This window comes from Pelagibacterium nitratireducens (assembly GCF_037044555.1).
In the GTDB taxonomy this organism is placed as follows: Bacteria; Pseudomonadota; Alphaproteobacteria; order Rhizobiales; family Devosiaceae; genus Pelagibacterium; species Pelagibacterium nitratireducens.
In genome coordinates this window covers 368,115-392,957 of the sequence record NZ_CP146275.1, presented here as the reverse complement: position 1 = coordinate 392,957, position 24,843 = coordinate 368,115, and the positions used below count along the sequence as shown (strand labels likewise).

General features: G+C 58.7%; 30 protein-coding genes and 1 pseudogene. 11 read left to right on the top strand and 20 right to left on the bottom strand.

The window, feature by feature from the left end; translation table 11 throughout:
- Positions 1 to 141: 141 nt before the first annotated feature.
- The 6 genes from V6617_RS02040 to V6617_RS02015 all read right to left on the bottom strand — a co-directional run bounded on the left by V6617_RS02040 (position 142) and on the right by V6617_RS02015 (position 5,140).
- Positions 142 to 447, bottom strand: coding sequence for a hypothetical protein (locus V6617_RS02040; RefSeq protein ID WP_338608750.1), 306 nt, complete (start codon positions 445 to 447; stop codon positions 142 to 144).
- A 4-nt stretch (positions 448 to 451) separates the two neighbouring features.
- Positions 452 to 1,624, bottom strand: coding sequence for a zinc-dependent alcohol dehydrogenase (locus V6617_RS02035; protein ID WP_338610795.1), 1,173 nt, complete (start codon positions 1,622 to 1,624; stop codon positions 452 to 454).
- Positions 1,625 to 1,634: 10 nt separating this feature from the next.
- Positions 1,635 to 2,264, bottom strand: a complete 630-nt coding sequence (locus V6617_RS02030; RefSeq protein ID WP_338608748.1) for an SRPBCC family protein — start codon at positions 2,262 to 2,264, stop codon at positions 1,635 to 1,637.
- A gap of 226 nt (positions 2,265 to 2,490) precedes the next feature.
- Positions 2,491 to 2,901 (bottom strand): TIGR02588 family protein, encoded by a 411-nt coding sequence (locus V6617_RS02025; RefSeq protein ID WP_338608746.1) that lies wholly within the window; start codon positions 2,899 to 2,901, stop codon positions 2,491 to 2,493.
- On the bottom strand, positions 2,901 to 3,752 hold the full coding sequence (locus tag V6617_RS02020) for a TIGR02587 family membrane protein (RefSeq protein ID WP_338608744.1): 852 nt from the start codon (positions 3,750 to 3,752) through the stop codon (positions 2,901 to 2,903). Before V6617_RS02020 ends, V6617_RS02025 begins: the two co-directional genes overlap by 1 nt.
- Positions 3,753 to 4,379: 627 nt before the next feature.
- Positions 4,380 to 5,140, bottom strand: a protein-coding gene (locus tag V6617_RS02015; RefSeq protein ID WP_338608742.1) for an IS5 family transposase whose coding sequence is annotated in 2 segments (ribosomal slippage) — positions 4,380 to 4,822 and positions 4,822 to 5,140 — 762 coding nt in all. Because the reading frame shifts where the segments join, the coding sequence is not laid out codon by codon here.
- 309 nt (positions 5,141 to 5,449) lie between these two features.
- On the opposite strand from V6617_RS02015, the gene V6617_RS02010 reads away from it, so the two are divergent.
- Both V6617_RS02010 and V6617_RS02005 read left to right on the top strand, forming a co-directional pair.
- Complete coding sequence (locus V6617_RS02010; RefSeq protein WP_338608741.1) at positions 5,450 to 7,009, top strand: Fic family protein; 1,560 nt, start codon at positions 5,450 to 5,452, stop codon at positions 7,007 to 7,009.
- Positions 7,010 to 7,258: 249 nt separating this feature from the next.
- Complete coding sequence (locus V6617_RS02005) at positions 7,259 to 7,576, top strand: phage integrase N-terminal SAM-like domain-containing protein (protein WP_338608739.1); 318 nt, start codon at positions 7,259 to 7,261, stop codon at positions 7,574 to 7,576.
- Positions 7,577 to 7,686: 110 nt separating this feature from the next.
- Here V6617_RS02005 and V6617_RS02000 read toward each other — a convergent pair whose 3' ends face one another.
- The gene (locus tag V6617_RS02000) at positions 7,687 to 8,010 is read right to left on the bottom strand and encodes a hypothetical protein (RefSeq protein ID WP_338608737.1); all 324 of its coding nucleotides are present in this window, start codon (positions 8,008 to 8,010) and stop codon (positions 7,687 to 7,689) included.
- Positions 8,011 to 8,095: 85 nt separating this feature from the next.
- A complete protein-coding gene (locus tag V6617_RS01995) occupies positions 8,096 to 8,338 on the bottom strand; it encodes a prevent-host-death family protein (protein WP_338608735.1) in 243 nt (80 codons plus the stop codon).
- 332 nt (positions 8,339 to 8,670) lie between these two features.
- On the opposite strand from V6617_RS01995, the pseudogene V6617_RS01990 reads away from it, so the two are divergent.
- Positions 8,671 to 8,892 (top strand): annotated as a pseudogene (locus tag V6617_RS01990) (VapC toxin family PIN domain ribonuclease); the annotation flags it as partial.
- Between the two features lie 774 nt (positions 8,893 to 9,666).
- On the opposite strand, the gene V6617_RS01985 reads toward V6617_RS01990, so the two are convergent.
- The 8 genes from V6617_RS01985 to V6617_RS01950 all read right to left on the bottom strand — a co-directional run bounded on the left by V6617_RS01985 (position 9,667) and on the right by V6617_RS01950 (position 12,989).
- Positions 9,667 to 9,906, bottom strand: a complete 240-nt coding sequence (locus V6617_RS01985; RefSeq protein WP_338608733.1) for a type II toxin-antitoxin system VapB family antitoxin — start codon at positions 9,904 to 9,906, stop codon at positions 9,667 to 9,669.
- 300 nt (positions 9,907 to 10,206) lie between these two features.
- Positions 10,207 to 10,644, bottom strand: a complete 438-nt coding sequence (locus V6617_RS01980; protein WP_338608731.1) for a thermonuclease family protein — start codon at positions 10,642 to 10,644, stop codon at positions 10,207 to 10,209.
- Between the two features lie 228 nt (positions 10,645 to 10,872).
- Positions 10,873 to 11,040: a hypothetical protein gene (locus V6617_RS01975; protein WP_338608729.1), complete on the bottom strand. Its 168-nt coding sequence runs from the start codon at positions 11,038 to 11,040 to the stop codon at positions 10,873 to 10,875.
- 155 nt (positions 11,041 to 11,195) lie between these two features.
- Positions 11,196 to 11,486 (bottom strand): HigA family addiction module antitoxin, encoded by a 291-nt coding sequence (locus V6617_RS01970; protein ID WP_338608727.1) that lies wholly within the window; start codon positions 11,484 to 11,486, stop codon positions 11,196 to 11,198.
- Positions 11,487 to 11,495: 9 nt separating this feature from the next.
- Positions 11,496 to 11,759 carry a type II toxin-antitoxin system RelE/ParE family toxin gene (locus tag V6617_RS01965; RefSeq protein ID WP_338608725.1) on the bottom strand — a complete coding sequence of 88 codons (264 nt, stop codon included), beginning with the start codon at positions 11,757 to 11,759 and terminating at the stop codon, positions 11,496 to 11,498.
- A gap of 63 nt (positions 11,760 to 11,822) precedes the next feature.
- Positions 11,823 to 12,209: a type II toxin-antitoxin system VapC family toxin gene (locus V6617_RS01960; protein WP_338608724.1), complete on the bottom strand. Its 387-nt coding sequence runs from the start codon at positions 12,207 to 12,209 to the stop codon at positions 11,823 to 11,825.
- Positions 12,206 to 12,451, bottom strand: a complete 246-nt coding sequence (locus V6617_RS01955) for a type II toxin-antitoxin system prevent-host-death family antitoxin (protein WP_338608722.1) — start codon at positions 12,449 to 12,451, stop codon at positions 12,206 to 12,208. Before V6617_RS01955 ends, V6617_RS01960 begins: the two co-directional genes overlap by 4 nt.
- A gap of 118 nt (positions 12,452 to 12,569) precedes the next feature.
- Positions 12,570 to 12,989, bottom strand: a complete 420-nt coding sequence (locus tag V6617_RS01950) for a hypothetical protein (RefSeq protein ID WP_338608720.1) — start codon at positions 12,987 to 12,989, stop codon at positions 12,570 to 12,572.
- A 15-nt stretch (positions 12,990 to 13,004) separates the two neighbouring features.
- On the opposite strand from V6617_RS01950, the gene V6617_RS01945 reads away from it, so the two are divergent.
- Complete coding sequence (locus V6617_RS01945) at positions 13,005 to 13,433, top strand: hypothetical protein (protein WP_338608718.1); 429 nt, start codon at positions 13,005 to 13,007, stop codon at positions 13,431 to 13,433.
- 515 nt (positions 13,434 to 13,948) lie between these two features.
- Here V6617_RS01945 and V6617_RS01940 read toward each other — a convergent pair.
- The 3 genes from V6617_RS01940 to V6617_RS01930 all read right to left on the bottom strand — a co-directional run bounded on the left by V6617_RS01940 (position 13,949) and on the right by V6617_RS01930 (position 15,798).
- Complete coding sequence (locus V6617_RS01940) at positions 13,949 to 14,329, bottom strand: hypothetical protein (RefSeq protein ID WP_338608716.1); 381 nt, start codon at positions 14,327 to 14,329, stop codon at positions 13,949 to 13,951.
- A 41-nt stretch (positions 14,330 to 14,370) separates the two neighbouring features.
- Complete coding sequence (locus V6617_RS01935) at positions 14,371 to 15,186, bottom strand: hypothetical protein (protein ID WP_338608714.1); 816 nt, start codon at positions 15,184 to 15,186, stop codon at positions 14,371 to 14,373.
- Positions 15,187 to 15,336: 150 nt separating this feature from the next.
- Complete coding sequence (locus V6617_RS01930; RefSeq protein WP_338608712.1) at positions 15,337 to 15,798, bottom strand: hypothetical protein; 462 nt, start codon at positions 15,796 to 15,798, stop codon at positions 15,337 to 15,339.
- A 251-nt stretch (positions 15,799 to 16,049) separates the two neighbouring features.
- On the opposite strand from V6617_RS01930, the gene V6617_RS01925 reads away from it, so the two are divergent.
- Complete coding sequence (locus V6617_RS01925; protein ID WP_338608711.1) at positions 16,050 to 17,351, top strand: hypothetical protein; 1,302 nt, start codon at positions 16,050 to 16,052, stop codon at positions 17,349 to 17,351.
- Positions 17,352 to 17,615: 264 nt separating this feature from the next.
- Here V6617_RS01925 and V6617_RS01920 read toward each other — a convergent pair whose 3' ends face one another.
- Complete coding sequence (locus V6617_RS01920) at positions 17,616 to 18,416, bottom strand: ATP-binding cassette domain-containing protein (protein WP_338608710.1); 801 nt, start codon at positions 18,414 to 18,416, stop codon at positions 17,616 to 17,618.
- A gap of 84 nt (positions 18,417 to 18,500) precedes the next feature.
- Here V6617_RS01920 and V6617_RS01915 point away from each other — a divergent pair, with 84 nt between their 5' ends.
- The 6 genes from V6617_RS01915 to V6617_RS01890 all read left to right on the top strand — a co-directional run bounded on the left by V6617_RS01915 (position 18,501) and on the right by V6617_RS01890 (position 24,774).
- Complete coding sequence (locus tag V6617_RS01915; RefSeq protein WP_338608708.1) at positions 18,501 to 18,926, top strand: hypothetical protein; 426 nt, start codon at positions 18,501 to 18,503, stop codon at positions 18,924 to 18,926.
- A gap of 25 nt (positions 18,927 to 18,951) precedes the next feature.
- Positions 18,952 to 19,965, top strand: coding sequence for a PQQ-dependent catabolism-associated beta-propeller protein (locus tag V6617_RS01910; RefSeq protein ID WP_338608706.1), 1,014 nt, complete (start codon positions 18,952 to 18,954; stop codon positions 19,963 to 19,965).
- A complete protein-coding gene (locus tag V6617_RS01905) occupies positions 19,949 to 21,154 on the top strand; it encodes an ABC transporter substrate-binding protein (RefSeq protein WP_338608704.1) in 1,206 nt (401 codons plus the stop codon). The genes V6617_RS01910 and V6617_RS01905 overlap by 17 nt, the downstream gene beginning before the upstream one ends.
- Positions 21,155 to 21,190: 36 nt before the next feature.
- Complete coding sequence (locus tag V6617_RS01900) at positions 21,191 to 21,991, top strand: ABC transporter permease (protein ID WP_338608702.1); 801 nt, start codon at positions 21,191 to 21,193, stop codon at positions 21,989 to 21,991.
- A gap of 310 nt (positions 21,992 to 22,301) precedes the next feature.
- Positions 22,302 to 22,802, top strand: a complete 501-nt coding sequence (locus tag V6617_RS01895) for a Rieske (2Fe-2S) protein (RefSeq protein WP_338608701.1) — start codon at positions 22,302 to 22,304, stop codon at positions 22,800 to 22,802.
- Positions 22,803 to 22,881: 79 nt separating this feature from the next.
- Positions 22,882 to 24,774 (top strand): PQQ-dependent dehydrogenase, methanol/ethanol family, encoded by a 1,893-nt coding sequence (locus V6617_RS01890; protein WP_338608699.1) that lies wholly within the window; start codon positions 22,882 to 22,884, stop codon positions 24,772 to 24,774.
- The last annotated feature ends 69 nt before the right edge of the window (positions 24,775 to 24,843 follow it).

Here is a 24,843-nt window from a genome sequence, read left to right as displayed (position 1 = left end):
AAGTTCAAGAGAGCTTGAACAATCTGCATTTGCGCATGGGTTCAAGCCCGCAGGATACCAGTCGGCGAGCCAAGCGTTCCTGGTGGCGTCGTCCGCGACGAACGCGACATCAATTGTCAATCCCACTGCATGGGCCGGCGATCATTCTCCCGCCGTGCGCTCGTCTACAAGGCCTTCCAGCACCGCGTCTGGACCTTCGCGATCGAACGGGCTGTCGTCCGCCATCTGAACTCCGTAGAGCTTATCGTCAGCAAAGGCACTTGCGCGGATCGAGAAGACGTCGTCGTTCTCATCGCGGCGTTGCGCCATGGCCGCCTCGGTACTGGCAGCAATTACTCTGGCGCCACCGCTATTGGAGGCCCGCACGAGGACCTCACCGCGATTGGCCGCAATATCCCAATTGCTGCTTTGCGGGTCGGCTAACGGAAAAAGTCTGTAAATGGGCATAGTTCTACTCCGGGCGCATGACGACCTTGGTCCATTCGTTTTGATTGCCGTGGAAGTTGCGATAGCCTCCTGGTGCGTCTTCAAGCGAGATGCGGTGACTGACGAGGAATGTCGTGTCGAGCTCTCCGCTCATGATTTTTTCGAGCAATGGAGCAGTATAGCGCTGAACATGGGTTTGCCCGGTCCGCAGCTGAAGGCCCTTTTGCATCAGTGCCCCCAGCGGGAACTTGTCGAGAAAACCGCCATAAACACCGGGCACGGAAACTCGCCCCCCTTTGCGGCACGACACCAGCGCTTCACGCAACGCGTGACCGCGGTCAGCGGCCACGCCGATCTTTTGCTTGATCACGTCGGCAATGTTGTCGGGTGCGAAGCCATGAGCTTCCATGCCCACCGCATCGATTACCGCATCCGGTCCAATGCCACCGGTCATTTCCATGAGCGCTTCGCCCACCCTAGTCTGGGTAAAGTTGATGGCTTCAGCGCCCAATGAACCCGCAAGTTCGAGCCGCCGAGGATAATGATCAATGGCGATGACCCGATGAGCTCCCATGGCAAGTGCGCTCTGAATGGCAAAAAGCCCTACCGGCCCGCACCCCCAGACAGCGATTGTATCGCCTTCCTCGATGTCGCAGTTTTCTGCCGCCATCCATCCCGTGGGCAGATTATCGGAAAGAAAGAGGACTTTCTCGTCATCTACGCCGTCAGGGACGACGATGGGGCCGACGTCGGAAAACGGCACGCGGACATATTCAGCTTGGCCGCCGGCATAGCCGCCGGTCAAATGAGAGTATCCGAATAGCCCGCCCATGGCATGGCCATAGAGCGGCTCTGTCAAGTCCTGTGTCTCGACCGGATTGGAGTTGTCGCAGGCGGAATATTGTTGCTTGGAGCAGAAATAGCACGAACCGCATGAGATCGTGAACGGAACGACGACCTTTTGTCCGTTCCGCAAGGTACTTTTCGGGCCGGCTTCGACGACTTCGCCCATAAATTCATGACCGATAATGTCACCCGGCTTCATCCCTGGGATGACGCCATCGTAAAGATGGAGATCCGAACCACAAATTGCCGTGGCGGTCACTTTGATGATGGCGTCGCGAGGGTTCAGAATCTCGGGATCGGGAACAGTTTCGACGCGGACGTCGTGTTTGCCGTGCAATGTCAGGGCGCGCATCCGTTCCTCCTTAGTTCTGGGACGCGAAATAACGCGCGTCGGCAACTTCGCCAGTTTCCATCAGCATCTTAAATCGCTTCAACTCTCGGCGGCCCTGTACGGCCGGCTCCCGTCCAAAGAGCATGCCGATCAGGCGTCCGAGTTCTCCGGCAGGCGGTTCATAGGCAATGATGGCCTCAATTTCCGTTCCCCGACCGTCCGAAGCCTCGCGAAACTCGACCTTGCCTTCCGCTCTTATCGCTGCGGTATCGACCGAACGCCACGCGATCAGAGCGTTCTCGCGTTCCTCGATAATCTGGGTATCAAGCTCAATCGTCTGGCCGAGAGGGGCGCGTATGAACCAGCGAAACGTGCCATCGCCCAAGGATTCGACTGTCTCGACGTTTTCCATAAACAGGGCAAGATTGGAAAAGTCTCTCCAGAAAGCGTAGAGATCGGCGCGGGGGCGGTTGATAGTGACTGTCTTGCCGGTGACGGCATAATTCCCAAACCTGCGCCGCCGAGCCGTTCGGCCGGGGGCCGCATCCGAAGCACCGCGGCGCTGACGCGTTGCGATCCCCTCAAGAGCCAGATTGGCAGCAAGTGCCGCAACAAGCATGGTTAGGACGACCGTGCGGCCTTTGTTGGGATATCGGGACATGGCTTCCTCGCTGGGAGTATGCCGGTCTAACGGAGTCCGCTTCCAGCGGTTCCGGAATCGACCTGCCTAGGCCCGAATTGGCCGAGAGCGGGGGTTAGGGCTTGATGCAAGACAAGCTGCGGACAGTAAGGAACCAGGACGGCTTTAAGAGATACGAGCCCTAAGGCTTGGATAATGGTTGCGGCCGATAGCGCTCATGACCATTTGCTTTTGACAACTGCAGACATCACGGCTTTGCATAGCCGCTTGCTTCGAGCCGAAGATCAAACTCGGCCGGGTTTTCACGGAAAATCAGTCCGCCCTTCCTTTCTGCCTGCTGAGGCAGATAATCAAGCGTGGCCTCGCTTTCCTCGACTGTGCGGTCGCCGTCGAACAATGTCCCCGTAATCAAGAGATCTGCTGCGGTGGTATTGCCGTTATTTTTGGCCGTGAATTCGATGAGATGACCGCTGGCCAGGACACTGGATGAACTATATTCAACCGTCACGTTTGGCGGCGTTTCCGGATGCGAAATCCCATAGTATGCTAAATATCCAACGGTCCCGAAGACCAGGACAGCACCGAAAAATGCGACCGCCCACTCCAGAGGAGAGGTCCTCTCAGGAGCTTGATTGTGCTGGCGCCGCACATCTTCCATCACAGGATGAGCCGCGCTGCGGCCGCCCCTATCGAACCGGGAAACGACAGGACGATCGTCGAACTTAGGATATCGTGCGCTGAAGTGCCCTGCGTCCGACCAAACAGCCAGAGAACGCCGAGACTGACGAGAAAGACTACCGCATATCCGCCAAAGGTGAACCGGGCAAAGGCACTGAGGAAGGATTGTGAGTCAGCTCGTGCCCCACCCCGGAAACCAAGGGTATAAATGAAAGCGTGAAGCAACGTCAGGGAAAGCGCCACTAGAGCAATCTCCTGCCATATTTCCATTTTGTATGCGATCAGGATCATCTCTTCGGTGGGGGCAATGTTGAGAGACAGGAATAGCGCCCCAACGCCCATGAGAAACAGATCGCCCCAATAATTTGGCCCCTCGCGCTCCTCTTCTTGGGATTCCGACTGTTCGCCCAATTGGCTCCGCGCCAACATGGCTCCAATGCTAGCGGGGACCAGCTGAATTGCAATCTTTCCAGTGATTTCCCTCGGAGGCATACTGAAATCGAGTAACCCAAACAAAAACAGGATAATGCCGGCCGCTACTGCCGCCACCACGATTGCGACAAGCACATCAGCGACATCATTGGCGAGGCTAGCCGTTTTACGAAAGCCGCCAAAATGGGAAAGACCGAGTAGCACTGGAAAGCCCAGCACCAGCATCGCGATAATTCGCCAAGGCTCGAGGTAAACACCCAGCCACCACATCTCCATGGTCATCAGCATGGGCAGCGAAAAAATCAGCGCACCGCCGAAAGCTCGGCCAATTCCAACGAAGAACCTACCGCCTTCATCGCTGGGGCTTTTGTCATGAACGACCAGGTTTTCGGTGGACATGGTTTCTAGCCAGCCCCTGCTGCAACGCCAAATCTCTGGAGCATTTAACTCGCGAGGTCCGGGCATGTTCCCCGCTATCCCTGTCCGAGCGGAGCAAATTTCGCACGAGCAAGCTCTACGAGCGAGAGAAATATTGGCATCGCGTCCTGCTAAAAGGGGTCGGCTCACCTGTCGCTAGCATGTGCGCTGTGACGTCCCTGCAGCCCGCACGCCGCACGGCGCGAGAGAGATATGCCGCGCGGCGCCCCGAATGAATGTGAAAGGTTTGTTTAGTGTGGGTTCTACCCACCAACGGCAAAAGGTGACACTCCGTTCAATCACCCTTGCTCGTGAATCAGACGAGTCAATTCGCCAACGACCGCTTCTGGGAAATCAAAGAGGGGCTTCAACGGACGAAATGAGGGCGCCTTGCCGACCCGCGACGACCGACTTCATTGAGGACATTCCCTACTTTCGCAATGTTGCCCGAAACCAGCTTGGGCACGGGAGGGCAACGCCGGCCCTACAATTCCCCCGCTTCGGCCCGTCGAACGAGTTCGTCGACAACTATGCGCACTCTCGGGAGTACGGGTCACGGGCCAGACGGCGTTGAACGGCGATTGCACCCTGCCATAGGCCATTGAGGCACTAGGTAGCGGACTCATGAAACCGCATCCATAGGCGTGAGCATGCGATGAGGACGGCTGCGAGGTAGTTGTGTTCTGTCTTCTCATATCGGGTTGCGATCTTTCGGAAGTGTTTGAGTTTGTTGAAGAATCGCTCGACGAGGTTGCGTTGGCGGTAGATGGCCGGATCGATGCTGCGTTGTGCCTTGCGATCCTTTTGGGTCGGGATATGGCCTCGTCCGCCTCTTTGGGCGATCAGTTCGAGGATGGCGCGGGCATCGTAGCCGCGATCCGCGACCACGTCGCCAATGACCTTCTGCGTCGCAAGAAGCGCCGGAACCGCTGCCTTGTCTGAGGCCTGCCCTGGCGCCAGAGTGATCGCGACCGGCAGCCCGTTGGCATCGACCATGGCATTGATTTTGGTGCTCAGTCCTCCACGAGAACGGCCGATGGCGTGATCCGCGCCCCCTTTTTACCCGAGGCCGCATGCTGGTGGGCTCGGATGATTGAGGAATCGATGAATTGCATGGAGTCCGGCGATTTTTCCGCCAATTCCTCGAACACCCGCACCCAGACACCCGCCTTGGCCCAGCGATTGAAGCGGTTGTAGACCGTGGTTGAGGGGCCGTAGCGCTCGGGCAGGTCGCGCCAGGGTGAGCCGGTCCGCAACACCCAGAAAATGCCATTCAGAACCCGCCGGTCATCCACCCACCCCCCGTGACTTGTTCGGCAACAGGGCTGGATCAACTCCCATTCGAAATCGCTCAGATCAAATCGTGCCATCGTTTCCACTCCGCAATTTCTGCGAAGTGAATCACGACTGCGCTCAATCGGGAATCCTGTTTATGAGTTCAGAACCTAGCTCCGGTCTACAAGCTTGGAAGGCTTTAGCACATCGACTCGCCATTGACTTTCCTCTTGCCCTGATGGGCACCAGCATCTTTTACGGGAAATGATACAGCATGATATACGGGAGTTCATACGGCGTCATTTGCGGGAAATGATACAGCATGATATACGGGTTATAGCGCAACATAAAACACGTGATTGCATGCGACGGCAGCCACGGGAATTCCTACATCCAAGGCGATCATGGCTACACCGAATGAAAAATTGGCTGAGGCTCTCAAAGCCCTCCATCGTCTTCAGGGACCCGCCAAAAGGAAAGTCTTCAAGAGCGCAGAGCTGACAAGAACCTTGCGCGAGCGCCTCATCGACGCCGGTTTTTTGGCCGGGGCGGCGAAGGGCTGGGTATATCTCACGAATCCCCAGGCAAAGCCTGGAGACACCACACCCTGGATCGCATCGTTCTGGGAATTCTGTTCAGCCTACGCAAACGACCGCTACGGTGCTGACTGGAACGTGTCACCAGAGCAGTCGCTCCTGCTTGCGGTCGAGCATACCAGTATCCCCAACCAGCTCATCCTCCACAGCCAGGCCGCATCCGATACGCCCATTCATCTCCCCTTCGGCAACTCCATTTACAACCTGAAGTCGCAGCCGAAGGATGCCGATGACGTCGAAGTAGTTGACGGCATCCGCCGCCTGACCCTGCCGGTTGCGCTCACCTTGGTACCGGAAAATTTCTTCAAAGCGCATTCGTTAAGTGCTCAGATTGCCCTCCGCCAGCTTCAGTCGCCGTCCCAGCTACTCGGCCCATTGCTCGAGCGAGGTGCCTCTGTCGTGGCCGGCCGCCTGGCGGGCGCATTCAGGCACGTGGGGAACGATCGCTTCGCTGACGAAGTCGTCGGGACAATGAGCAGTGCCCAATATCAGGTACGGGAGCATAACCCGTTTGAGATCGACGACCGGCCGGTGATTCTTCGCACCAAGAACCCGGTGGCCGGCCGCATTGCGGCGTTGTGGCAGAAAAGCCGCCAAGTGGTGCTCAATTTTTTCCCCGCACCCCCGGGGTTGCCTGACAACTCGGCGACATACCTGGAGCAGGTAGACGAAGTCTACAAGAGCGATGCGTACCACTCCCTGTCGATCGAGGGCTATTCTGTCACGCTCGAACTCATCGAGAGGGTGAAGAGCGGCAACTGGGACCCGGAAGAAAACGAAGACGACAAGAAGAACAGGAATGCTCTCGCCGCCCGCGGCTATTGGGAGGCATTTCAGTTGGTCAAGGAGTCAGTATCGCGCATTCTCGATGGCGACGACGCGGCTGAAATCGTCGAGCAGCAGCACAACGCATGGTTTCGAGCGCTCTTCGCACCCAGCGTGAATGCCGGCCTGCTGAAGCCACGAGACCTTGCGGGATACCGCAACCACCCGGTCTACCTCATGACCTCCGATTACGTGCCTCCCCGCCACGAAGCGGTGATGGACGGGATGACGGCTCTCTTCGAACAAATTCGGGAGGAGAGCGAGCCCGGCGTGCGTGCGGTACTGGGTCACTGGCTTTTCGGTTATGTGCATCCGTATCCCGACGGAAACGGACGCACCGCGCGCTTCCTCCTCAATAGCTTACTCGCTTCGGGAGGATATCCCTGGACCATCATTCGCGTCGAAGATCGCAACGAGTATCTGGCCGGCCTGAACGCTGCCAGCATCAGCGGCAACGTGAAGCCATTCGTTGAACTGATGCAAAAGCGTGTCAATGCCGCGTTGGAAGAACGACCCGTCGAGAAGCCGTCACACAAGATGTGAATTTAGTGTTTGGCCCCCGAAATGGACGGGGTTGGCTCTTGCGGAAAGGCCAGCTTTTGGGAACCGGCCGTGGCTGACTAAATGGCCGAAATGGGGGCGCATTACTGCCATTCGGCATCCGCCCCCCTTGCACGAACCAGCTTCGCGGGAGCGACGCGCGTGGTGAGACTTGATAGAATTGTCTTAGGCTCTGGGCAGCTAGAGGCTGGGGTCCGAACATGGAGTTCCTTTCAACAGGAGAAACTCGTTATGAAGACCTTTCAGACCAATGCCCCGACCACACCGCTGCGCCAACGCATGCAGCAAGACATGGTGATGCGAGGTCTGGGCGCCCATACACAGCAGGATTATGTTCGGCATGTTCGAAACTTCGCCGCTTTCCTGAGGCGATCTCCCGACACCGCAACTGCCGAAGACATCCGGCATTACCAACCGCGTCAGCATGAGACTGGCGTGGGTCCGGCGACGATCAACAGCACGGTTTCGGCGCTGCTCTTTCTGTTCACGGTGACGCAGAACCGGCGAGATCTGCCGCGCACTTTGGTGATCACTCGCAATCCGCGCTAGCTGAAGCTCGCCACGATCCGGCTCTGGCCGGCATCATCCTTGGCGATCTTCAAAAGCCGCCCAAAATTGTTGATGAGGGGCGGCGTCGGCGCAATACGGTCCTGCATGGGTCAGCCTCGGCCGTTTCGGCTAAGGCGGCGGGCTTTCAGGGCTTCAATCATGATGGCCTGCACCTGCTTGGTGAATTGGGCGCTAAATTGCCCAATGCGGTTGCCGGATTCGAAATAGAAGCTGCGCGCCGGGATATCCTCGTTCACCTCGCCGGCGACGATCCAGAGCCGCATATGAGCATCAAGGCCGACGCGGCGTTTCTCGATCTCGGGCACCTCGACCGCGTAGCGGTCGGATTGCGGAACGCTGGTGATCGGCACCATGAGCACGATCAGCTCTTCGGCACGGTTGCGCACGAGCAGCGCCAGGACGACGGGCCGCACTTTTCGGCCCTCGGTCTCCCCGCTGGCCGCTTCCCGGCTCCATAGGAACGGATAGCGCCAAACGTCGCCAAGGCGCGGCGCTGAATCAGTCATTGTCGATGCTGTTTTGCAGGTCTGCGATCATCTTGTCAGCCTCGCGGTCGTCAAGGTCGTCGAGGCGGAATGCGCGCCGTGTGTCCTGGCCGTGGGTGAGGCTCTCGTAGCGCTCCATCGACATGATGACGTAGCGCCGCTTGCGGTGCTTGGTGATTGCGACCGGCGATATGGTCGCGGCTTCGAACAGGTCACCGGTCTTCCGGGTCAGATCGGCAGCGGCAAATTCTTTCATGGTCCGGACCTCTTTCATAGTTATTCAGAATATACAGAATTTACATTTATTCTGCAAACTGAAAGTAACGGGAAGGGGTTCGGGCTTTCCTCGTCGTCGTTGCAGCCGCTCGATGCGGCTGGGGCGGCGCAGAGCCCATAGCGGCTGGGGCCACCCAAACGGATGGCCCCAGCCTATGGCCTAAGACGGCTCTTTGAAAAGCTGCAAGGTGCGCGGGTTTGAAAGCTGATCGCGCCCGGTTTTATTGCGTAAGCCATCCCACTCGGGCACGGCTCCCAGCCTTGCGCTGTCCCGCGACCATACCAGACGCGCAGCTTGACGCGATCACTTGGCAGCTCGCCACCACGCTAAAGGGGATGCTTCCGCTGTTCGAGGGCAAAATCCTCGCCTTCGATGCCGTTGCTGCCCGAAAGGTAGGCAAAGGCTTTCCCACACCGGACGGCTATATTGCCGCCATCGCAACCGCCCATGGTTTCACCGCTGCGACAGGCGATGCCAGCGCCTTCAATGCGGCAGGCGTTCCGGTCATTGATCCTTGGAAAGCGCGGCACTGAACAAGGACATACCTTTCAAGTCTGGCATTGCGCTGCGCCGGAACCACGCCGGTGGCGCGTTTCCGCCATTCGGCTTCAACCCCTAACGCAAGGGTGCGGCGGCACCCAGTTCGCGACAGGCCCCGCCCGGATAAACGGGCAATCTCGGGCTCAGGTCCCGGTCGGCACTAGCTCGAGACCTATCCTAGGGGACGTGCGAACCAGCTTTCCGGGTTGCCACATTCATGATCGAGCTTGCCGAGGTCCGCAGACAAGGACGACACGGGTGTCGGACATGGCGCCTTCTATTCTGGCCTTTGCGAACCAGGGATACATTCTAAAGCCCACCTCCTTCGACCAGTTGAAAGTAAGGCCCCGACTGTTTGAAAGTCAGCGCCCGCCAGATTGAAATCGCATGGATGGTCTATTGGAAGCTGGAAACCGACCGATTGAAAGCGATTCAACCTTACGTCATATGACCTTAGCCCCGTGTTTCCTCCGGCCTATTGGACAGTCCTAGGGCTGATTTGTGGCCTCATGCGGCCTGTTTTTCCAGTCCCAAAGGGCAATGCACAATCTGTCTGGACACATCAAGGATGGGTCGAGAACCCCACCAAATCCGGCGTCAACCAACCTGTGAAAAGCAAGATGGGTAGACCGGGTTGGGCCCAATCCAATCTCCGATCGCCACCCGGTTCGTTAAATGCCTTCGGACCCGGCCAGCGAGATCATACAAGACACCACACACGGTGCCTGCCGGGTTATAGAAATCGTCTCCACACTCGCTTGGCTGCATCAATCTGCGTCCCATATTTCATCGGTTTCAGCTTTATGGTCGCCCGGTGAAAAAGGTCCGGCCTCCTTGGCCATGGCAAGGGATTTGGCCAGTCTTTCGCGAATGGGAAGATCGCGCCGATGGCTGGCTATCTCGTGCTTGAGGGCAGCTTTAACAGCCTCGAGCTTGGATGTTCGCTTCAAAGCGATCAGCTCGGCGACCAGTTTGTCGACCTCGGGGTCTTCAATATTGAGCGCCATGGATCATATCCTTATCGACATACCGATACTTGAACTGGCCATTGACGAGCAGTGTATGGAGCCAATGGCCGCCCTCACGCTCAGATTAAGTCTTTTCGACACGCAAACGAACGTGCGGAAAACCGCGTTGTCGATCGCACAACAGCAGCCTCGTCATGACATGGCGGTGACCGCAATTAAATCAAAGCCTGCGCCCAAAAGCCCAGAGGATGCAAAACCACAACGATCTCAGCCACGAGGCTCCCTTCCATGATCGTGAGCTTGGCAACCAAGCCATCCTTTGGGCCAGGCGATTGCGCTCTAATCGCACCACCATTCCTCGCCATCCGGCCACCAGCGGGCCAGCCGCTCTGAGACGAGCCATTCTCCAATATCGCGGCCGCCAATCGCAACCGTTGCCAGTGTGCGGCCATAGCGATCGGTTCCGCTGCGCCGGACCGTCCAGACATTGGTGTTGAGCAATTCAATGAGCCTTGCGCTGGCCTGTGCCGCCAGTGCCTTTTCGCGTTCGCCACCACAGATGTCGGTCTGAGGCTCAGGGGTGTCGAACCCCTCAAGTCTGATGTTTTCGCCTGCAAGCCAGATCGTGTCGCCATCAACCACGCAGGTCTTTTCAGCCGTGTTGGGCTGATAGGGGGCACACATTTCCATGACCGGTTGCGCCCATGCCAAAGAAGACACCGTTAGCGTTGCCAGAACCAGCCCCCACACTGCCGCCCTTTTTGCTCTCGTTGTCACCTGCCATCCAATACATATTCGATCATTGCCACAACAACTCGCAATATCAGTTTCCAATCACGCGGGTCCATATGGTGTCTCCCAGTTCCAGTTCGGGGACCAGCATAAACTTGCGCGGACGGGCGTGGATAAGTTGGCGCTAGAAGAAACCCAATAGTTGCGCCAACGCGGGAACCAGTGCCAGGACCAGGCATATCGAACCGATTACCGCCAGAACCTGGGCCTTTCTCAATTGATTTCGCCCTTGAGTATCGCAATCAGCGCTTCAGCACGAATAACGCGGCGGTCCTGAGCCCGAAGGTAGGCGGGCATGGCAACCCTTACGATTTCCATAAGCTCATTGAGGCCGGTTAGCACGGCATCTGTGTTCGGCCGCGGCGCTTGGGCGCTTTTCATCGGATCGCAATTCTCTTCAGTTTTCGACAATCGGCTTCGCACAGCCCGTGCCCGAATGCGCAAACGGTCGGTGTGGCCGCTCTCCCCTCCCCAAAGTGCCCTGGCCAGGTGGCTTTCGAAAATCTTTGCGCCCGTTCAGGCGCGCATTAAAACGCTCAAGCCGCGGCCATTGGCTCAATGTGGGTCAGGTCCACAGTTTCTCGGGCCGCGGCCAGATCGTAGGCGCGCTGAAGGTTCAACCAGAACTCAGCCGTGTTGCCAAAGAAGGCCGATAGGCGCAAGGCAGTATCGGCGGTAAGGGCTGTCTCTTTCTTCACAAGACGCTCGATACGGGTACGCGGCACCCCAAGGCGCCGGGCAAGAGCGCCCGCGCTCATTTCAAGCGGGACAAGAAACAGCTCGTTGAGCACCTCGCCGGGGTGCGCCGGGTTCTTGATCATGCTCATGGTCATACCTCAGTGATAATCCACAATTTCAACGTTCGCCGGGCCCTGACCGGTCCTAACAAAGGTGATGCGCACCAAATGCTCGCCCTCACGGTCACCAGACATCGCCTCAAGACCGTTGCCGGGTGGAAAACACATATCCTGCAGCGCAGAGGCAGCATCAGCGCGGACAGCATTGCGCGTGTTCGCTTCACCAGATCGGCGGGAAAGCCTTTGCCAAAAAATGTCGTCAACGGCATTTGCGGCAAGCTTGCCCTTTGTGCCCTGGATCACGCCCGACAATGTATCATACTGCGATACATCCTTTAATATCTCCTCCCCTCAATCGACGGCGGTTCACACAGCCCGGATCGGTCCTTCATAGCGCGCGACAATGGGGTCGGCGGTCAAAAATTCAATGCCTTCAGTGATGGCTTGGGCGATCAGAATGCGATCGAATGGATCCTTGTGGATCGGCGCCAAACCTGACGTCGCGATGGCATGGGTGGCGGTCACAGCTAGCTCATTATAACCGTTGTCGATAAGTCCCTTGCGTAAAAGGGATGCGTCGACCTTGAAATCGGATCGTCCCAACCCCGACTTGATCGCGATCTCCCAAAGACTGGCCGCAGAAAAGATCAACTCGCTCGACATGTTGGTGATCAGGGCGATGGCATCGGCCGAAAGTTTTTCGGGCATGGCTGCCGCCCACAACAAGATATGGGTATCGAGCAAGAGCTTCATGGCTTGCCGGAAAACATGGTTTCGATTTCAGCTTCGCCCATGCGGTCGAAATCGTCGGGGATCAACAATTTTCCCGCGAGGAACCCGACCCGCTCAACCGTTTCGCTATCTTTGGCTGACAGGGGAACGACCTTGGCGACCGGCTTGCCTGACTTTGCGATAATGAACGGCTCTCCGGCCGCGGCCAGATCGACCAGACGCGACAGATGGGTCTTGGCCTCATGAATGTTGATCGTTTTCATCACCTGCACCTTAATCTAGTTCAGTAAACTTAGTTTATTTATGTCCACGATTCAAGCTTGGGGCCATCTGCCTGTCAACGCTGCCGCTGACGAGAACGCGCTGCATCACGATTTGATTTCAACCACGCGGGTCCACCTCATCGGAATAATCAAAGGGCTCGACCAAATCCCCATCGTCGGGCTCGGCGTCCCAATCGTCTTCAGGACCATCGCGATCGAGCGCTTCAGGATCGCGGTCGTCATCGCAGTCAATCTCGACTTCGTTTATCTGGTCGGGCCCAAGGTCCTCATCACCATCCCAGCCCGGATTTACAGATACGAGCCCATCATCAAAAGACCGGCTTTGATCTCCCAGGCCTTTGCTTGCCCGACCGGCGTCAACGAGATCGGAAAGCGCGGAATCCAGCGTTTCGAGCGCGTCGGCATGCCCGCCCAGAAGGCGGCCACGGGCGTTGCGGCAGAGCATTGCCAATGTCTTTATTTCGGCTTTCTCTTCAGGCGTTACGACCGAGGGCAACGCCTCGAGCCGGAGCACCATGCGCTCGGTGATCGTTTGAGCGCGCTCAAGAAAACGATCGCTCGCCTGACGCATAAGCGCGACATCGCGCCGGAACCGCTTGCGGCGCGGCCCGGTTCGCCCATGCCCAAATCGGAAAGAAACCGCCTCATGAAATCTGTCTTGCCAGGCGCGCATCCCTTGGCGATAGGCCCGTTCGCCTGCCAGCCGATCTCCGCCGCTTTCAAGAACAGCGTTCCTGGCGGCATGCCCGGGATGGAGACGGTGGTCGATACGATTGCGCGGGCACAGCGGCGGAATGACAAATCCGTGAACATGCGGCCGGGTCTCATCGATGTGCTCGACAACAGATTGCAGACTATCGCCAAAAATTGCACCCAGCCAGTCAACGACAGCGTCGCGCCATTGTTGATGGAGTTCAAGTTCGCTTTGGTGGTCAAGCTCGCGCCAGGCACGCGGGTATGATGCAACGATCGCATAAAGCACAGTGCCGTCGCGACGAACCGGAGCGCCACGCCGGTCCCGCGCAGTCCTGATGAACGCGGCGAGCTGGTCCCGCACCGATCCGATCGGGATACCATGGAGTTGGACTGGCGGTTTCGGGTTTCGCACGTGAGGTGCCGAGCCCGGGGCACGTTCTGCTTCCTTGAGGATATCGTAGGCATTCTCATGGGATTTGCGCCGCGCACCCGCTTGCCGGCCATAACAGTTCAATCGAACAAATTGGCTGGTCATCGTGGTGTACCTTTCCCAATCGCCGCGTCCATTGATCTCACCGTATTCTAGTCAGGACCGACTAGAAGTCCGGTCTCAAAATGTCTCTTGTGGTCGCTTTGAGTCACCCCGAGTCACTTTTGGTTACGCGTGGTCACTTGCTGGAAACAAAATGTCGCCCCTGGTCACCGCCCGTGGCGCTTTGGTCCGAGCGCCGCACAAAAACCCCCGCACCCGAAGGTGCGAGGGCAAGTCGGATCGCAGATTTATCGAGACAGTCGGGATCGAAAATCTTCAAAAGCTCGGATGACCTTGAGCCTGACCAGTTCCCAGATCGCCAGACGGGAGAGCCCCGCAAGCAAATCGTCGGCGAAGCGGTTGGCATGATCGATGCGCCCATACCGATCGATGACGTTCAACCCAGCCGTCCGAACCGCCCTTTTTTCGATCTGAGCGATAATCGGCGCCAGTGTTGCGTCATGGCGCCGGGTCGCAATACCTTCGGTCAGGATCCGGGCACAATTTTTCGCACCGACGGGTCCCCGACCCAAAAGCAGCTCGCTTATCGCGTCCGGGGCCAGGTAGCGCACGATTTTGAGCAACTGGCGCTCTCGATCCTTCTGGCTCCCAAGCGCTGCGATACGCATGAGTATCGCAGCGCTTGCCTGACTGTGACTGGGCCCCGTGTCTAGAGGCCGAGGGTAAAACCCAGCGACCTCATCTGGGCGTCGGTCTCGCTCAGCACTGTCCCGGCCGAGCGGCGCATCATCTGGACAATTGTGGGATCCATCGCAATTTTGCGCGCCATCTCCGCGGTCGCAAGCAGGTTGCGCGTATCGGCGAGTTCGCACAACTTCATCCCCGAGCGGCGCACATCATTGATGATGGCCGTGGGGATGCGCGGAACAAGAAACGCTCCATCGCCCGCGAGTTTGGCGAGCTTGCGCAGATCATGCCCGGCCGGCAGGTGCCGGACATCGCCATCGCGCTGGCTGATCATGGGAACAATGCGATGCGGAGTGGGCAAAAGGTCGCGCCAGACCTCATAGGTTTCCAATGCCTCGCGCGCGATGTCTTCACGCGCGGATGTGGGCACTAAAACCAAGGCATGGCGCCCCATCGCCTCAAGGCGCGGGCCCACATCGAGCTGGTCGATGACATAGGTATGTCTGTTGATCGATGCGGCGGCGCAGTCGTAGATCAGGCAGTCATCGGGGCCCGCCTCAAGCAGTGCTCGGTCGAAGGCGCCATGCACGCGCACATCGGCGATAGGATCATGGACGACCTCATCGGTTGCCGGCAACACGACGTGGTGCACATTGCCATATGGATCGTAAAAGGTCTGATCATCGTTCTCGAAAATCTTCATGTTCAGCCCGGAGCGATAGGCGGCGTCAGCGACGATCTGTCCGGCCAAAGACTTGCCGGTTCCACCCAGGCGGTGGGAGGTAAGGGTAAGCAGAGGCGGCTGCTCGGCGGCAACCAGGTCGGGAATTTCGAGCATTAAAATGTCCTTTCAGGCCAAGCCGATGACACGATGTCACCGGTCATGAACAAAGCCTGCGCGGGATTTCGAGGACAATCGAATGGCCAATTGCGGATTTGAAAAAATCTGCGTCTTTTTCCGCTCTGGGTATCGCAAAGGGCCTGCTGCTCACCCGCCCGAGACGATGCGACGGCGTCCCGGCCGGCTGTGCAATGCGGCTGTCAGCGCACCCAGATCATCCCTATGGTGTGGTCCTGCGGAAGGTGCGGGGCCACCTGCTGCTGGAGGGATGACTGATGGTTCGGACAGCGGTGGTCCCAATTCCGCCCTCTCCCCAACGATTTCGGCTTTTGCGTCACCTTCAGCGCGGCTTGGCGTGGTAATCGGTGATCTTACCGTTCCTTCGGTCACGGGACTGGTGGTCGGCGCTGGTCCGTGCCGCCTTATGCCGCGAACCACACAGGGATCGCCGGCAGCTTTTCGGTCCCGATGGTGGTAAGTTTTAACGCGGTTCATGAAGTCGAATGCATCGCTCTTGTCGTTGCGCGCCTTTTGAATGATTTCGGCAATATAGAGGAACGCGTTGTCGTCTTTCTGAAGCGCGCGAATGACGCCGTAGAGCTGACGCACATGTCCCGCCAATGGGCGCAGCCCTTGCGCATTGCGCGCCGTCTGACAGGCCAATCCGACAAACTCCTCGTGTGTCACCGCGCCTCAAAGCTCCGTTCCCGATTGCAATGGCACCAGTTTCGCCTGCCCCTGGGCTCGATGGCAAAGCGGCCAATACCGGATTTGTCGATTTTTGAGGTGGGAAGGGTTTTCGTAATCTCGGTATGCGACCACCTTGCGCGTCGCCATGGGGCGCAAGGAGGCGAACACAAATGACGCATCTGACTGCGGTCGTCACAGTGCTTGCAAACGCCATCGACAAACGCATGACCCATTTGGACCTCCATGCCCGACTGCCCGAAGGGCCCCTGACGCTTGAGGCTTTCACACCGCTGGGCGATCGGGTCACCCCGTTCCAGATGGCCCAGATCCACACCGGGGTTTTAGACCTCAGGCGCGCGTTTTCCTCCCGATTGCTCACCCACCTCATCGTGCGACAGGTCAATGCAACCTCCCTGGCACGTGACCATGTAGCAAGCGATGAGGCCAAGACACGGCTCGAGAATGGAGGCGTCCTGGTTTCGCTACCCAGCGTTATCGACTTTGAAGGCCAGGGGTCGGTCGGACGGCCCGATGCCACCCCTATCGATGATGCCTTCAAGCAGGCTTTCGCGCAGGCAGTGTCGCGCATCTCGCGTCTTGCGGCTGTGGCCGACAATGACCAATATGAACGTTTTGAGCGTCAATATCGAGCGCTCGGCCAGCGTCTCGAGGCCCAGGCTGCGCTGTTCAATCTCAACGCCGCGCACAAGAACCACAACGAATTCCCTGTACTCAACTGGTGCGAAACCCGCGGCCCGGCGATGCTGGCTGCCGCGTATGGCCTTGAAGAAAAAGCGCTCGACACCGCCCTCGATACCGCCTTTATCGCTCGTCTCAAGACCAACCCGTTTAAGACCGTGCTTGCCGATGAACTGGGCCGGGTCGAGACACTTCTTGGGTGGTCGGACGCCCACTCTGAGCGCAAGCGGGGCGAGGCTAGCCGGCGTGACAGCACCCGCCGCATCATCAAAAAGGAAGGGCTCGATTGGCAAACTGCTCCTGGAGCGATCGATCCGCCGCGCATGCATGGGTCGGTGCGCCGCAACCTTGTCGCCGAAACGGCCATGGCAAATCTTGATCCCTCTGCCATGGTCAAGGCTGCGGTTCTTTTTGATCTTGAGCCGGCATATTGGGTTTTTTTGACCCGGCTCTATCTGCTGCCCATTCTCGCCGCTGCCGGTCTGGCCGGCCGGGTCGGGCTGCGCCGCCAGCCGGGGATGATCGCAAGCCCGATCCTTGCGGGAGGATTGGTGGCATTGGCCGAAAGGCGCGCGGCAGGTGACAATGATGGCGACCAGGACGGGTCAAACGACGAGATCGGGGCACACCAGGGGCTTCTCGACACCCTCTTTGAACGATCCGGTCTTTCGATCAACGAACTTGGCGCCCTTGGGCGGGAGTTCTTGAAAACCGGCCAGCCGATGGCGATCGATCCACCTTCCGGGCCAAAACGGTTTTTCCTTGGCGATTGATCGCTTGTGTCAGGGTTTGGCAAAAGGCGCCTTTTGCCGGGGAGCGCGCGCAAACACACAATCGCGCACAACGGCCACGTCGCCGGGGAATGTGCGCAAACACAGTTTCCCGCACGACGGCCTCTTTGCCGGGGAACGTGCGGAAACAAAGATTGGCGAACGTGCCGCCCGACGCTCGACTTGTTAGCACAGCTGCCAACTCAGTTCGCCTGGAAGCGCCAGTATCAATGGTGGTCCTTCTGGCTGGGGCTGAACGAAAATGATCTATGGGTTGCTATTGGGTGTGTTGAGCGGACCGGCTCCCTCATCGCCTCCCATGAGGGTGATAATGGTACGCTCGAGATCATCGGATTGCTCGCGACGTGTCAGCTCGGCGGTGGTGCCGCTATAGAGTACATAACCCTTGTCGAGCACAATGATGCGATCGGCATGCTGTATTTCATCGACCAGATGGGTCGCCCACAGGATGCTCATGCCCTCGACCCTGACGAGGCGCCTCATTTCCCTAAGCAACGCGCGCCGGCTGTTCGGATCGAGCCCCGCGCTCGCTTCGTCCATCATCAGCAGCCGCGGGCGATGAAGCCGGGCCCGCGCCAATTCGAGCCGCCGCCGGTTGCCACCGCTCAAGGTCCGGGCCCGCGCCGTGGCCACCCCGTCAAGCTGGTATTCCTCGAGCAAACCCGATATTCGCCGCCTGGCTTCCCTGCGGGAAAGACCATGCAAATCGGCATGAAAAAGCAGGTTTGCCTTCACGCTCAGTTCCAGATCGAGCGTTTGTTGCTGGAAGACAACGCCTATATCGGCCAGCGCGGCGATCGCATTCCGGCTCATATCGTGACCCAGCACGGTGATCCGCCCTGCGTCGGGCGAAAAAATGCCCGTCAGCAGTTGTAAAAGCGTTGATTTTCCCGCCCCGTTGCGGCCGAGGATGGCGACAAATTCGCCGCGCCCGATCGTAAGGCTCACGCCCCCAAGCGCGCGCACCTCACCGTAGGATTTGGAGACGTTTTCGACGCTGAGCGCCGGGCCATGGCCGTCTGCCGCGTCGAAACGTTCCTGTGTCATCGCAACCTCGGGTTGTTGGGTTGAACCCATCATGGTAAAACTTTTGTATTTCTGGACGGCAATTTAGGCAGGGAGGAGACCGCCATGCAAGTCTGGTTCGCCGCCGTTATCGCGGCACCCTTGATGATCTTGAGCCCTCTTGCCGCACAGGCGGAGGGCAATCTGGCCAGTCGGCCCGAGACACTCGAGCTCTCTATCGACACCCGCACGCTGGCCTTTTCCGATACAGAATACGAGTTGGAAACGGGCAAATACTACATTTGGGAAATCACTCATGACGGGTTCGAGGAGTTGATGATCCGCTCCCCCGAGCTCTTTCGTAATGCCTGGATCAACCAGGTCATCATCAATGACCTCGAGGTCCACACCTCCGGCGCGGTTTACGGGCTCGAATTCGACGACGAGGGCACGCTGACGATTTCCTTTGTGCCCATCCGCCCGGGAAACTATGAATTCTTTGCAGAGGGCTTTCAAGATCGCGGCCTGTCGGGCACCTTCGTTGTGCGCTGAAGATTTTTAAGCTGGGGAGGCTATCATGTCCGTTCTTCCGATCCTGAGAACCGGCGCATTGCATCTGGCCGGCGCTTTGGTGCTCGGGCTTTGCCTTGGCCTTCCCGCCAGCGCGGCCGGCACGGGGTATGTGTTTGTCAGCAATGAGCGAAGCGACAGTGTCTGGGTGTTCGATCCGGCCAATGATTTTGAGCTGGTTGCGGAGATACCGACCTCTTCGCGACCGCGCGATATGCAGTTCAACATTGACCGGACGCGCCTCTACGTCGCTTGTGGGGATGACGACGTCATCGATGTCATCGACGTTGCCTCGCTCAGTGTCGTCGACTACGTGCCAACCGGGCGCAGCCCCGAAATGTTTGTCCTCAATGAAAACGAAACCCAGATCTTTGTCTCCAACGAGGAGAACTCGACAGCCCAGGTCATAGATGTGGCCAGCAAGGTCATCATCCACGAAATTCCTACGGGCGCCGAGCCCGAGGGCGTGCTTCTGACCGAGGACGAAACCACGCTTTACGTCACCTCCGAAATCGCCGACATGGTCCATGTCATCGACACGGCAAGCGGCACGGTGGTTGACAATGTCATTGTCGGCACCCGGCCGCGCCGGTTCGAACTGGTCAAGGACGATACCGAGCTTTGGGTGAGTGATGAGCTATCGGGGTCTGTCACGATCATAGATGCAGCCACCAACGAAGTTATTGATCAACTCCAGTTCCTGCCGCCCGGCTTTCGTGAGGTTGATGTTACCCCAGTGGGGATCCTGCTTTCCGAGGATGGTCAGACAATGTATGTAACGCTCGGGCGCGCCAACCACATAGCCTATGTCGATGTCGAGACCCGTGAGATCGAAGACTATACGCTCGTGGGCAGTCGCGCCTGGAGTCTGGCTCTGAGCGCCGAGGGAACTCAACTCTATGTCACCAATGGGCTCAGTGACGACATGTCTGTCATTGATCTCGAAACGCGCTCCAACGTCAGATCGATTCCGACCGGGCGCGTGCCCCATTCGATCGTGGTCGATGATGAGCCCGCATAAGATCTCTCTCGCGGCGCTGGCATGGGTGCTGGCGGCATGTCTGACATCGGCGCCGGCCACGGCCCAGGAGGCGGCGTCTGCTGAGCAGGTTCGGATCGGTTATGTCGATCTCGAAGACAGTCCGCGGTACGATCCCTTTCTTGCCAACTTCCTCGTGCCCCAGCGCCCATGGGGACGCAGCATGGCCGGTGCCCTGCTCGGAATTGCCGATGGCCAGCAGATCGGCCAGGTCATCGGGGTCGAGTTCGGGTTGCGCGAGGCGCACGGGAGCACGGTCGACGAGCTTGCCGCAACGGTTGGCGAATGGGCCCAAGACGGCGTTCATTTCATCATCGCCGATCTGCCTTCAGAACAATTGCTGGCCCTTTCGGAGGCTCTGCGGGACCAGCCTGTGATACTGCTCAACGTTTCGGCGCAGCAAGACGAGTTGCGCGGCGCCAATTGCCGGGTCAACATCGTGCACGTGATCCCGAGTTACCGCATGCAGACAGACGCGATCGTGCAGTATCTGGTGTCCAAGCGCTGGACCAACATCCTTGCCCTGCAGGGTCCGCTGGCGCAGGATGCGGCGATCATCCAAGCGCTTCGGGAATCTGTTGGTTTCTTCGGCGCCGATATTGTTGAAGTGCGACCGTTCGTGCTTTCCGCCGATCCGCGCCGACGCGATCAAAACAACGTCGCGCTGGTGACCGAAGGTACCAATTACGACGTTGTCTTTGTTGCCGACAGCGACGGCGAATTCGCGCGCAGCGTGCCCTACCAGACCAATCCGCCACGTCCGGTGGTCGGTTCGGCCGGCCTTGTCGCCGAAGCCTGGCACTGGGCGTGGGAACGACAAGGCGCGCCGCAGGTCAATGCACGGTTCGAGGCCGCCAACAACCGGCGCATGCACCGGTTTGACTGGGCCGCCTGGGCTGCGGTCCGGGCCGTGACGCAGTCTGTGTTGCGTTCGCAATCTACTGAGTTCGAGCCGGTGCGCGATTACCTGCTCGGTGAGCGCATGAATCTCGATGGGTCCAAGGGTAATCCCATGAGCGTACGCGCTTGGGACCACCAGATGCGCCAAGGCATGCTGCTGGCGGCAGGCAATGTGGTGGTCGGCCTGGCACCGATTGAAGGCTTCCTCCATCAGACCAATGATCTCGACACTTTGGGGGTCGACGCGCCGCGCACGGCATGCCAATTCTGAACAATGGCGAACAGACCGCGAGACGGCGCGAAACGGATGATCCACGCAGCTCGGGCCTTGCGCGGCATCGTGGCACGAGAGCTCGTAAAGTTCATGCGCCAATACGGTCGGCTGGCATCGGCCTTGGTGCGCCCAGCCCTCTGGCTGGTGGTTTTTGCCGCGGGCATGCAGAACCTGTTTGGCGTTTCGCCGATCGAGCCCTATGAAACCTACATTCCCTATCAGGAATATATAGTTCCGGGCCTGCTCGGTATCGTTTTGCTGTTCAACGGAATGCAGTCGTCCCTCTCGCTCGTTTATGACCGTGAGATCGGAACCATGCGGCTGCTGCTCACTGCGCCCCTGCCTCGCTGGTATCTGCTGCTGTGCAAGCTGATCGCCGGGACCCTGCTATCGGTTGTACAGTGCTACGCATTCCTGGTCGTCGCGCACCTCATCGGGGTGCGTGTGCCTTGGAGCGGCTGGGCGTATGTTCTTCCGGCGCTCGTGGTTTGCGGCTTCATGCTCGGCGCGATCGGGTTGCTGCTCTCGATCGCCGTGCGGCAGCTGGAGAACTTTGCCGGAACGATGAATTTCGTGATCTTTCCGATGTTCTTTCTCTCATCGGCGCTCTATCCGCTCTGGCGGCTTCGGGAAAGCGGGGCCCAGTATCTCTACATCGCATCGAGCTTGAACCCCTTCACCCATGCGGTAGAACTCGTGCGCTATGCAGCTTACGGCAAGTTCAATGGCCTTGCTCTGGCGGTGGTCGCGGGAGCAGCCATCGTATGCTTTTTTCTTGCCGTCATCGCATATGACCCGCAGATCGGGCTCATTCGCCGTCGCCCCAGAGCCTGACCCAGGGCGATTGCAGCCGACGGCGAGGTACGCTCTGTTTGGTCATTTGTCTCTCGAAATCAACCACCCTTGCTATCGAGCAGAAACTGGGTGTAGCATCTTGTCTTGGGGGAAAAGAAGGGAAGAGGCCTCACCATAATAGTACTTTGGCACTAGGTGTATTTTAGAAGTCTCGATCCCCTGTTTGCTTTTTAAGATAGGGATCATTCACTTGCACAAGCACTTCGACAACAAGCAATCTTCGACCTCACAGTGTCGTTGTAAACTGAACCGTCGTACCGTTGTCGGCGGGATTGCAGGCGTAGCCGGATTGGCCGCACTGCCTGCTTTCGGTCAGGACGATATCTCCAGGCAGCCGCCTGCGGTTGGCGACTACCTCGTATTTGCCACAGGCGACGACCAGACGACGCCACTGACCCCGGAAATGATCGTCCAGAACGCAGCCCCCATTCAGGCTTGGCCGGCCGACGCAGCGACTGAGACGGTTCGCAATGGCACAGCCCTTAACCTTTTGATGTTGTCGCGTTGGGACCCTGCGGTTCTCGCCCCCGAGGCCCAGGACTACGCAGCCGGCGGAGTTGTTGCTCAAACGGCGATCTGTACACACGCTGCGTGCGAAGTAACCGACTGGATCGCCGAAACCTTTCATATGGAATGTCCCTGCCACCTGTCGCGGTTTGATCCCCGTCAGAACGGGGCTGTTATCCAGGGGCCGGCCCGCCGCAGCCTTCCCGCGCTCGCATTGGTCCTTGAGGACGACAGGATCGTCGTCAACTCCCCCTTCGACGGCCGTGTCGGCGGGGATGTTTGAGACCATGAACAAGCGTTTGCATCACGCCGAAATGCGGAATTTCTAGAGACGCCTGAAGAGCTCAAAGGAGGAGGTTTCCATGCTCAAGAGGTACACATCACAAGGCCTGCTCGGAATCGGTATTGCCGTTCTGCTCGCCTCATCAGCGCTCGCGCAGGACGCGCCCGCCGGACCCGAAGCACCTCCGGGGCCATCGGCCCCTCCAGGACCGGCTGCTCCTCCCACGGCCGGGGATGCTCCCCAAGCGCCGGCCGCCCCGGTTATGATCCCCGATTATCAACCGGTCGACGCCACCGTCTTGACTGATCCGGATCCCGCGGACTGGCCCGGCTATCGCCGCGCATACAATGGTTGGGGCTTTAGCCCTCTCGACCAGATCAGCGTTGACAATGTCGACGATCTGGAGCCGGTCTGGACCGTATCGACCGGCTATTCTGAAGGGCATGAAGCCCCGCCGATGGTAATCAACGGCAAGATGTTCGTTTCGACGGCCGGCAACCAGGTGCTCGCCCTTGATGCGGCCACCGGCGAGATCCTTTGGCGATATCAGCGTGAGCTTCCCCCCGACATGCTCGGTTCCCACCCCACCAACCGCGGTGTGGGGTTCTGGGACGACAAGGTCTTTTTTGTTTCACGCGATTCGGTGCTGGTCGCCATCGACGCCGCAACGGGCGCCGAGGTTTGGTCTGCGACCATGGAGGATTACCGGAACGGGTACTATTCCAACCTCGCGCCGCTGGTCGTTGACGGCAATGTCATCGTTGGCACCTCTGGCGGTGAACGCGGTATCCGCGGCTACATTGCGGCCTATGACGCGGAAACCGGCGATGAGGCATGGCGCACGTTCCTGGTTCCCGCGCCGGGCGAACCGGGGTCTGAGACCTGGCCTCAGCCGGGCGATGAATTCGAGGACGCCTGGATGACCGGAGGTGCATCGAGCTGGATCACCGGTCAATACGATCCGGAAACCAACCTCGTTTATTGGGGAACCGGCAACGGCGGACCATGGATGGGCGACCAGCGGCCCGGTGACAACCTCTACGTCACCTCGGTCGTTGCGCTCGATCCCGAGACGGGCGAGATCAAGGGGCATTTCCAATATCATCCCAACGACTCATTTGACTGGGACGAAGTGGCAGCCCCCATCCTCGTTGACCTGCCGAACCGAGAAGGCGAAACCGTTCCCGGCCTCGTCCATGCCTCGCGCAGCGGCGTGCTGTGGCAACTCGAGCGTACGCCTGAAGGTCCCATCGAGTTCATCAGCGGCGCGCCCTATGTCGATCAGAACTGGATCGGCAGCATGGATTCAGAAACTGGATATGTAGAATATGCGGAAGGGACCAAGCCGGGCACCGGCATCACCGGTGATTTCTGTCCCTCCTTCTGGGGCGGCAAAGACTGGCCCCCGATCGCCTATAGCCCCGACACCAATTATGTTTATATCCCCGCCAATGAGAACATGTGCACACGCATGCAGGGCGGCACGGTTGTCGACTATCGTCCCGGCGCGTCTTTTACACGAGGCACTCAGGGCGATTTTTCCGAGCTCTATATAGTGGAGGGTGCTGACCATATCGGCGAAGTCCAGGCTTGGGATCTTTCAACCGGCGAGATGGTTTGGAGCCATGAGTTCGCCGATTCCCAGAACTGGGGGCCGCTCATGGCAACCGGTGGCGGCCTGGTGTTCGGCGGCGGCACCAACGATAGCATGTTCCGTGCGTTCGATGCCGAAAGCGGCGATATCGTCTGGGAGCAGCGCGTCAATTCCGGTGTGATAGGCGTGCCGAGCACATTCGAGGTCGAGGGTCGCCAGTATGTCGCCGTGCAGGCCGGCTGGGGCATTGACGCGGCGAGCATGCAGAACAGGCTCGCATCATCGTATCCGGATCGCTTCGCCCCGGCATCAACCGTACCCACGGGTGGCGTGATCTGGGTGTTCGCACTTCCCGAGGACGAGGCGTCCGAGGGATAGGCCACACGCGCTGGGCATCGCATGACTAAGGTATCCCACGGCGGAAACCCAGGCGTGCGGTGCCCAAGT

Coding starts and splice junctions, on each gene's coding strand:
- V6617_RS01955 (WP_338608722.1), bottom strand. CDS start 12,451: ATGAAAACGATCAACATTCATGAGGCCAAGACCCATCTGTCGCGTCTG.
- V6617_RS01905 (WP_338608704.1), top strand. CDS start 19,949: ATGATGAGCCCGCATAAGATCTCTCTCGCGGCGCTGGCATGGGTGCTG.
- V6617_RS02025 (WP_338608746.1), bottom strand. CDS start 2,901: ATGGAAGATGTGCGGCGCCAGCACAATCAAGCTCCTGAGAGGACCTCT.
- V6617_RS01940 (WP_338608716.1), bottom strand. CDS start 14,329: ATGCGTATCGCAGCGCTTGGGAGCCAGAAGGATCGAGAGCGCCAGTTG.
- V6617_RS01960 (WP_338608724.1), bottom strand. CDS start 12,209: ATGAAGCTCTTGCTCGATACCCATATCTTGTTGTGGGCGGCAGCCATG.
- V6617_RS01970 (WP_338608727.1), bottom strand. CDS start 11,486: ATGAGCATGATCAAGAACCCGGCGCACCCCGGCGAGGTGCTCAACGAG.
- V6617_RS01900 (WP_338608702.1), top strand. CDS start 21,191: ATGATCCACGCAGCTCGGGCCTTGCGCGGCATCGTGGCACGAGAGCTC.
- V6617_RS01920 (WP_338608710.1), bottom strand. CDS start 18,416: ATGACACAGGAACGTTTCGACGCGGCAGACGGCCATGGCCCGGCGCTC.
- V6617_RS01935 (WP_338608714.1), bottom strand. CDS start 15,186: ATGCTCGAAATTCCCGACCTGGTTGCCGCCGAGCAGCCGCCTCTGCTT.
- V6617_RS02010 (WP_338608741.1), top strand. CDS start 5,450: ATGGCTACACCGAATGAAAAATTGGCTGAGGCTCTCAAAGCCCTCCAT.
- V6617_RS01975 (WP_338608729.1), bottom strand. CDS start 11,040: ATGAAAAGCGCCCAAGCGCCGCGGCCGAACACAGATGCCGTGCTAACC.
- V6617_RS01985 (WP_338608733.1), bottom strand. CDS start 9,906: ATGGCGCTCAATATTGAAGACCCCGAGGTCGACAAACTGGTCGCCGAG.
- V6617_RS02005 (WP_338608739.1), top strand. CDS start 7,259: ATGAAGACCTTTCAGACCAATGCCCCGACCACACCGCTGCGCCAACGC.
- V6617_RS01915 (WP_338608708.1), top strand. CDS start 18,501: ATGCAAGTCTGGTTCGCCGCCGTTATCGCGGCACCCTTGATGATCTTG.
- V6617_RS02040 (WP_338608750.1), bottom strand. CDS start 447: ATGCCCATTTACAGACTTTTTCCGTTAGCCGACCCGCAAAGCAGCAAT.
- V6617_RS02030 (WP_338608748.1), bottom strand. CDS start 2,264: ATGTCCCGATATCCCAACAAAGGCCGCACGGTCGTCCTAACCATGCTT.
- V6617_RS01995 (WP_338608735.1), bottom strand. CDS start 8,338: ATGAAAGAATTTGCCGCTGCCGATCTGACCCGGAAGACCGGTGACCTG.
- V6617_RS01950 (WP_338608720.1), bottom strand. CDS start 12,989: ATGGTGCTCCGGCTCGAGGCGTTGCCCTCGGTCGTAACGCCTGAAGAG.
- V6617_RS01890 (WP_338608699.1), top strand. CDS start 22,882: ATGCTCAAGAGGTACACATCACAAGGCCTGCTCGGAATCGGTATTGCC.
- V6617_RS02035 (WP_338610795.1), bottom strand. CDS start 1,624: ATGCGCGCCCTGACATTGCACGGCAAACACGACGTCCGCGTCGAAACT.
- V6617_RS01925 (WP_338608711.1), top strand. CDS start 16,050: ATGACGCATCTGACTGCGGTCGTCACAGTGCTTGCAAACGCCATCGAC.
- V6617_RS01910 (WP_338608706.1), top strand. CDS start 18,952: ATGTCCGTTCTTCCGATCCTGAGAACCGGCGCATTGCATCTGGCCGGC.
- V6617_RS02020 (WP_338608744.1), bottom strand. CDS start 3,752: ATGTCCACCGAAAACCTGGTCGTTCATGACAAAAGCCCCAGCGATGAA.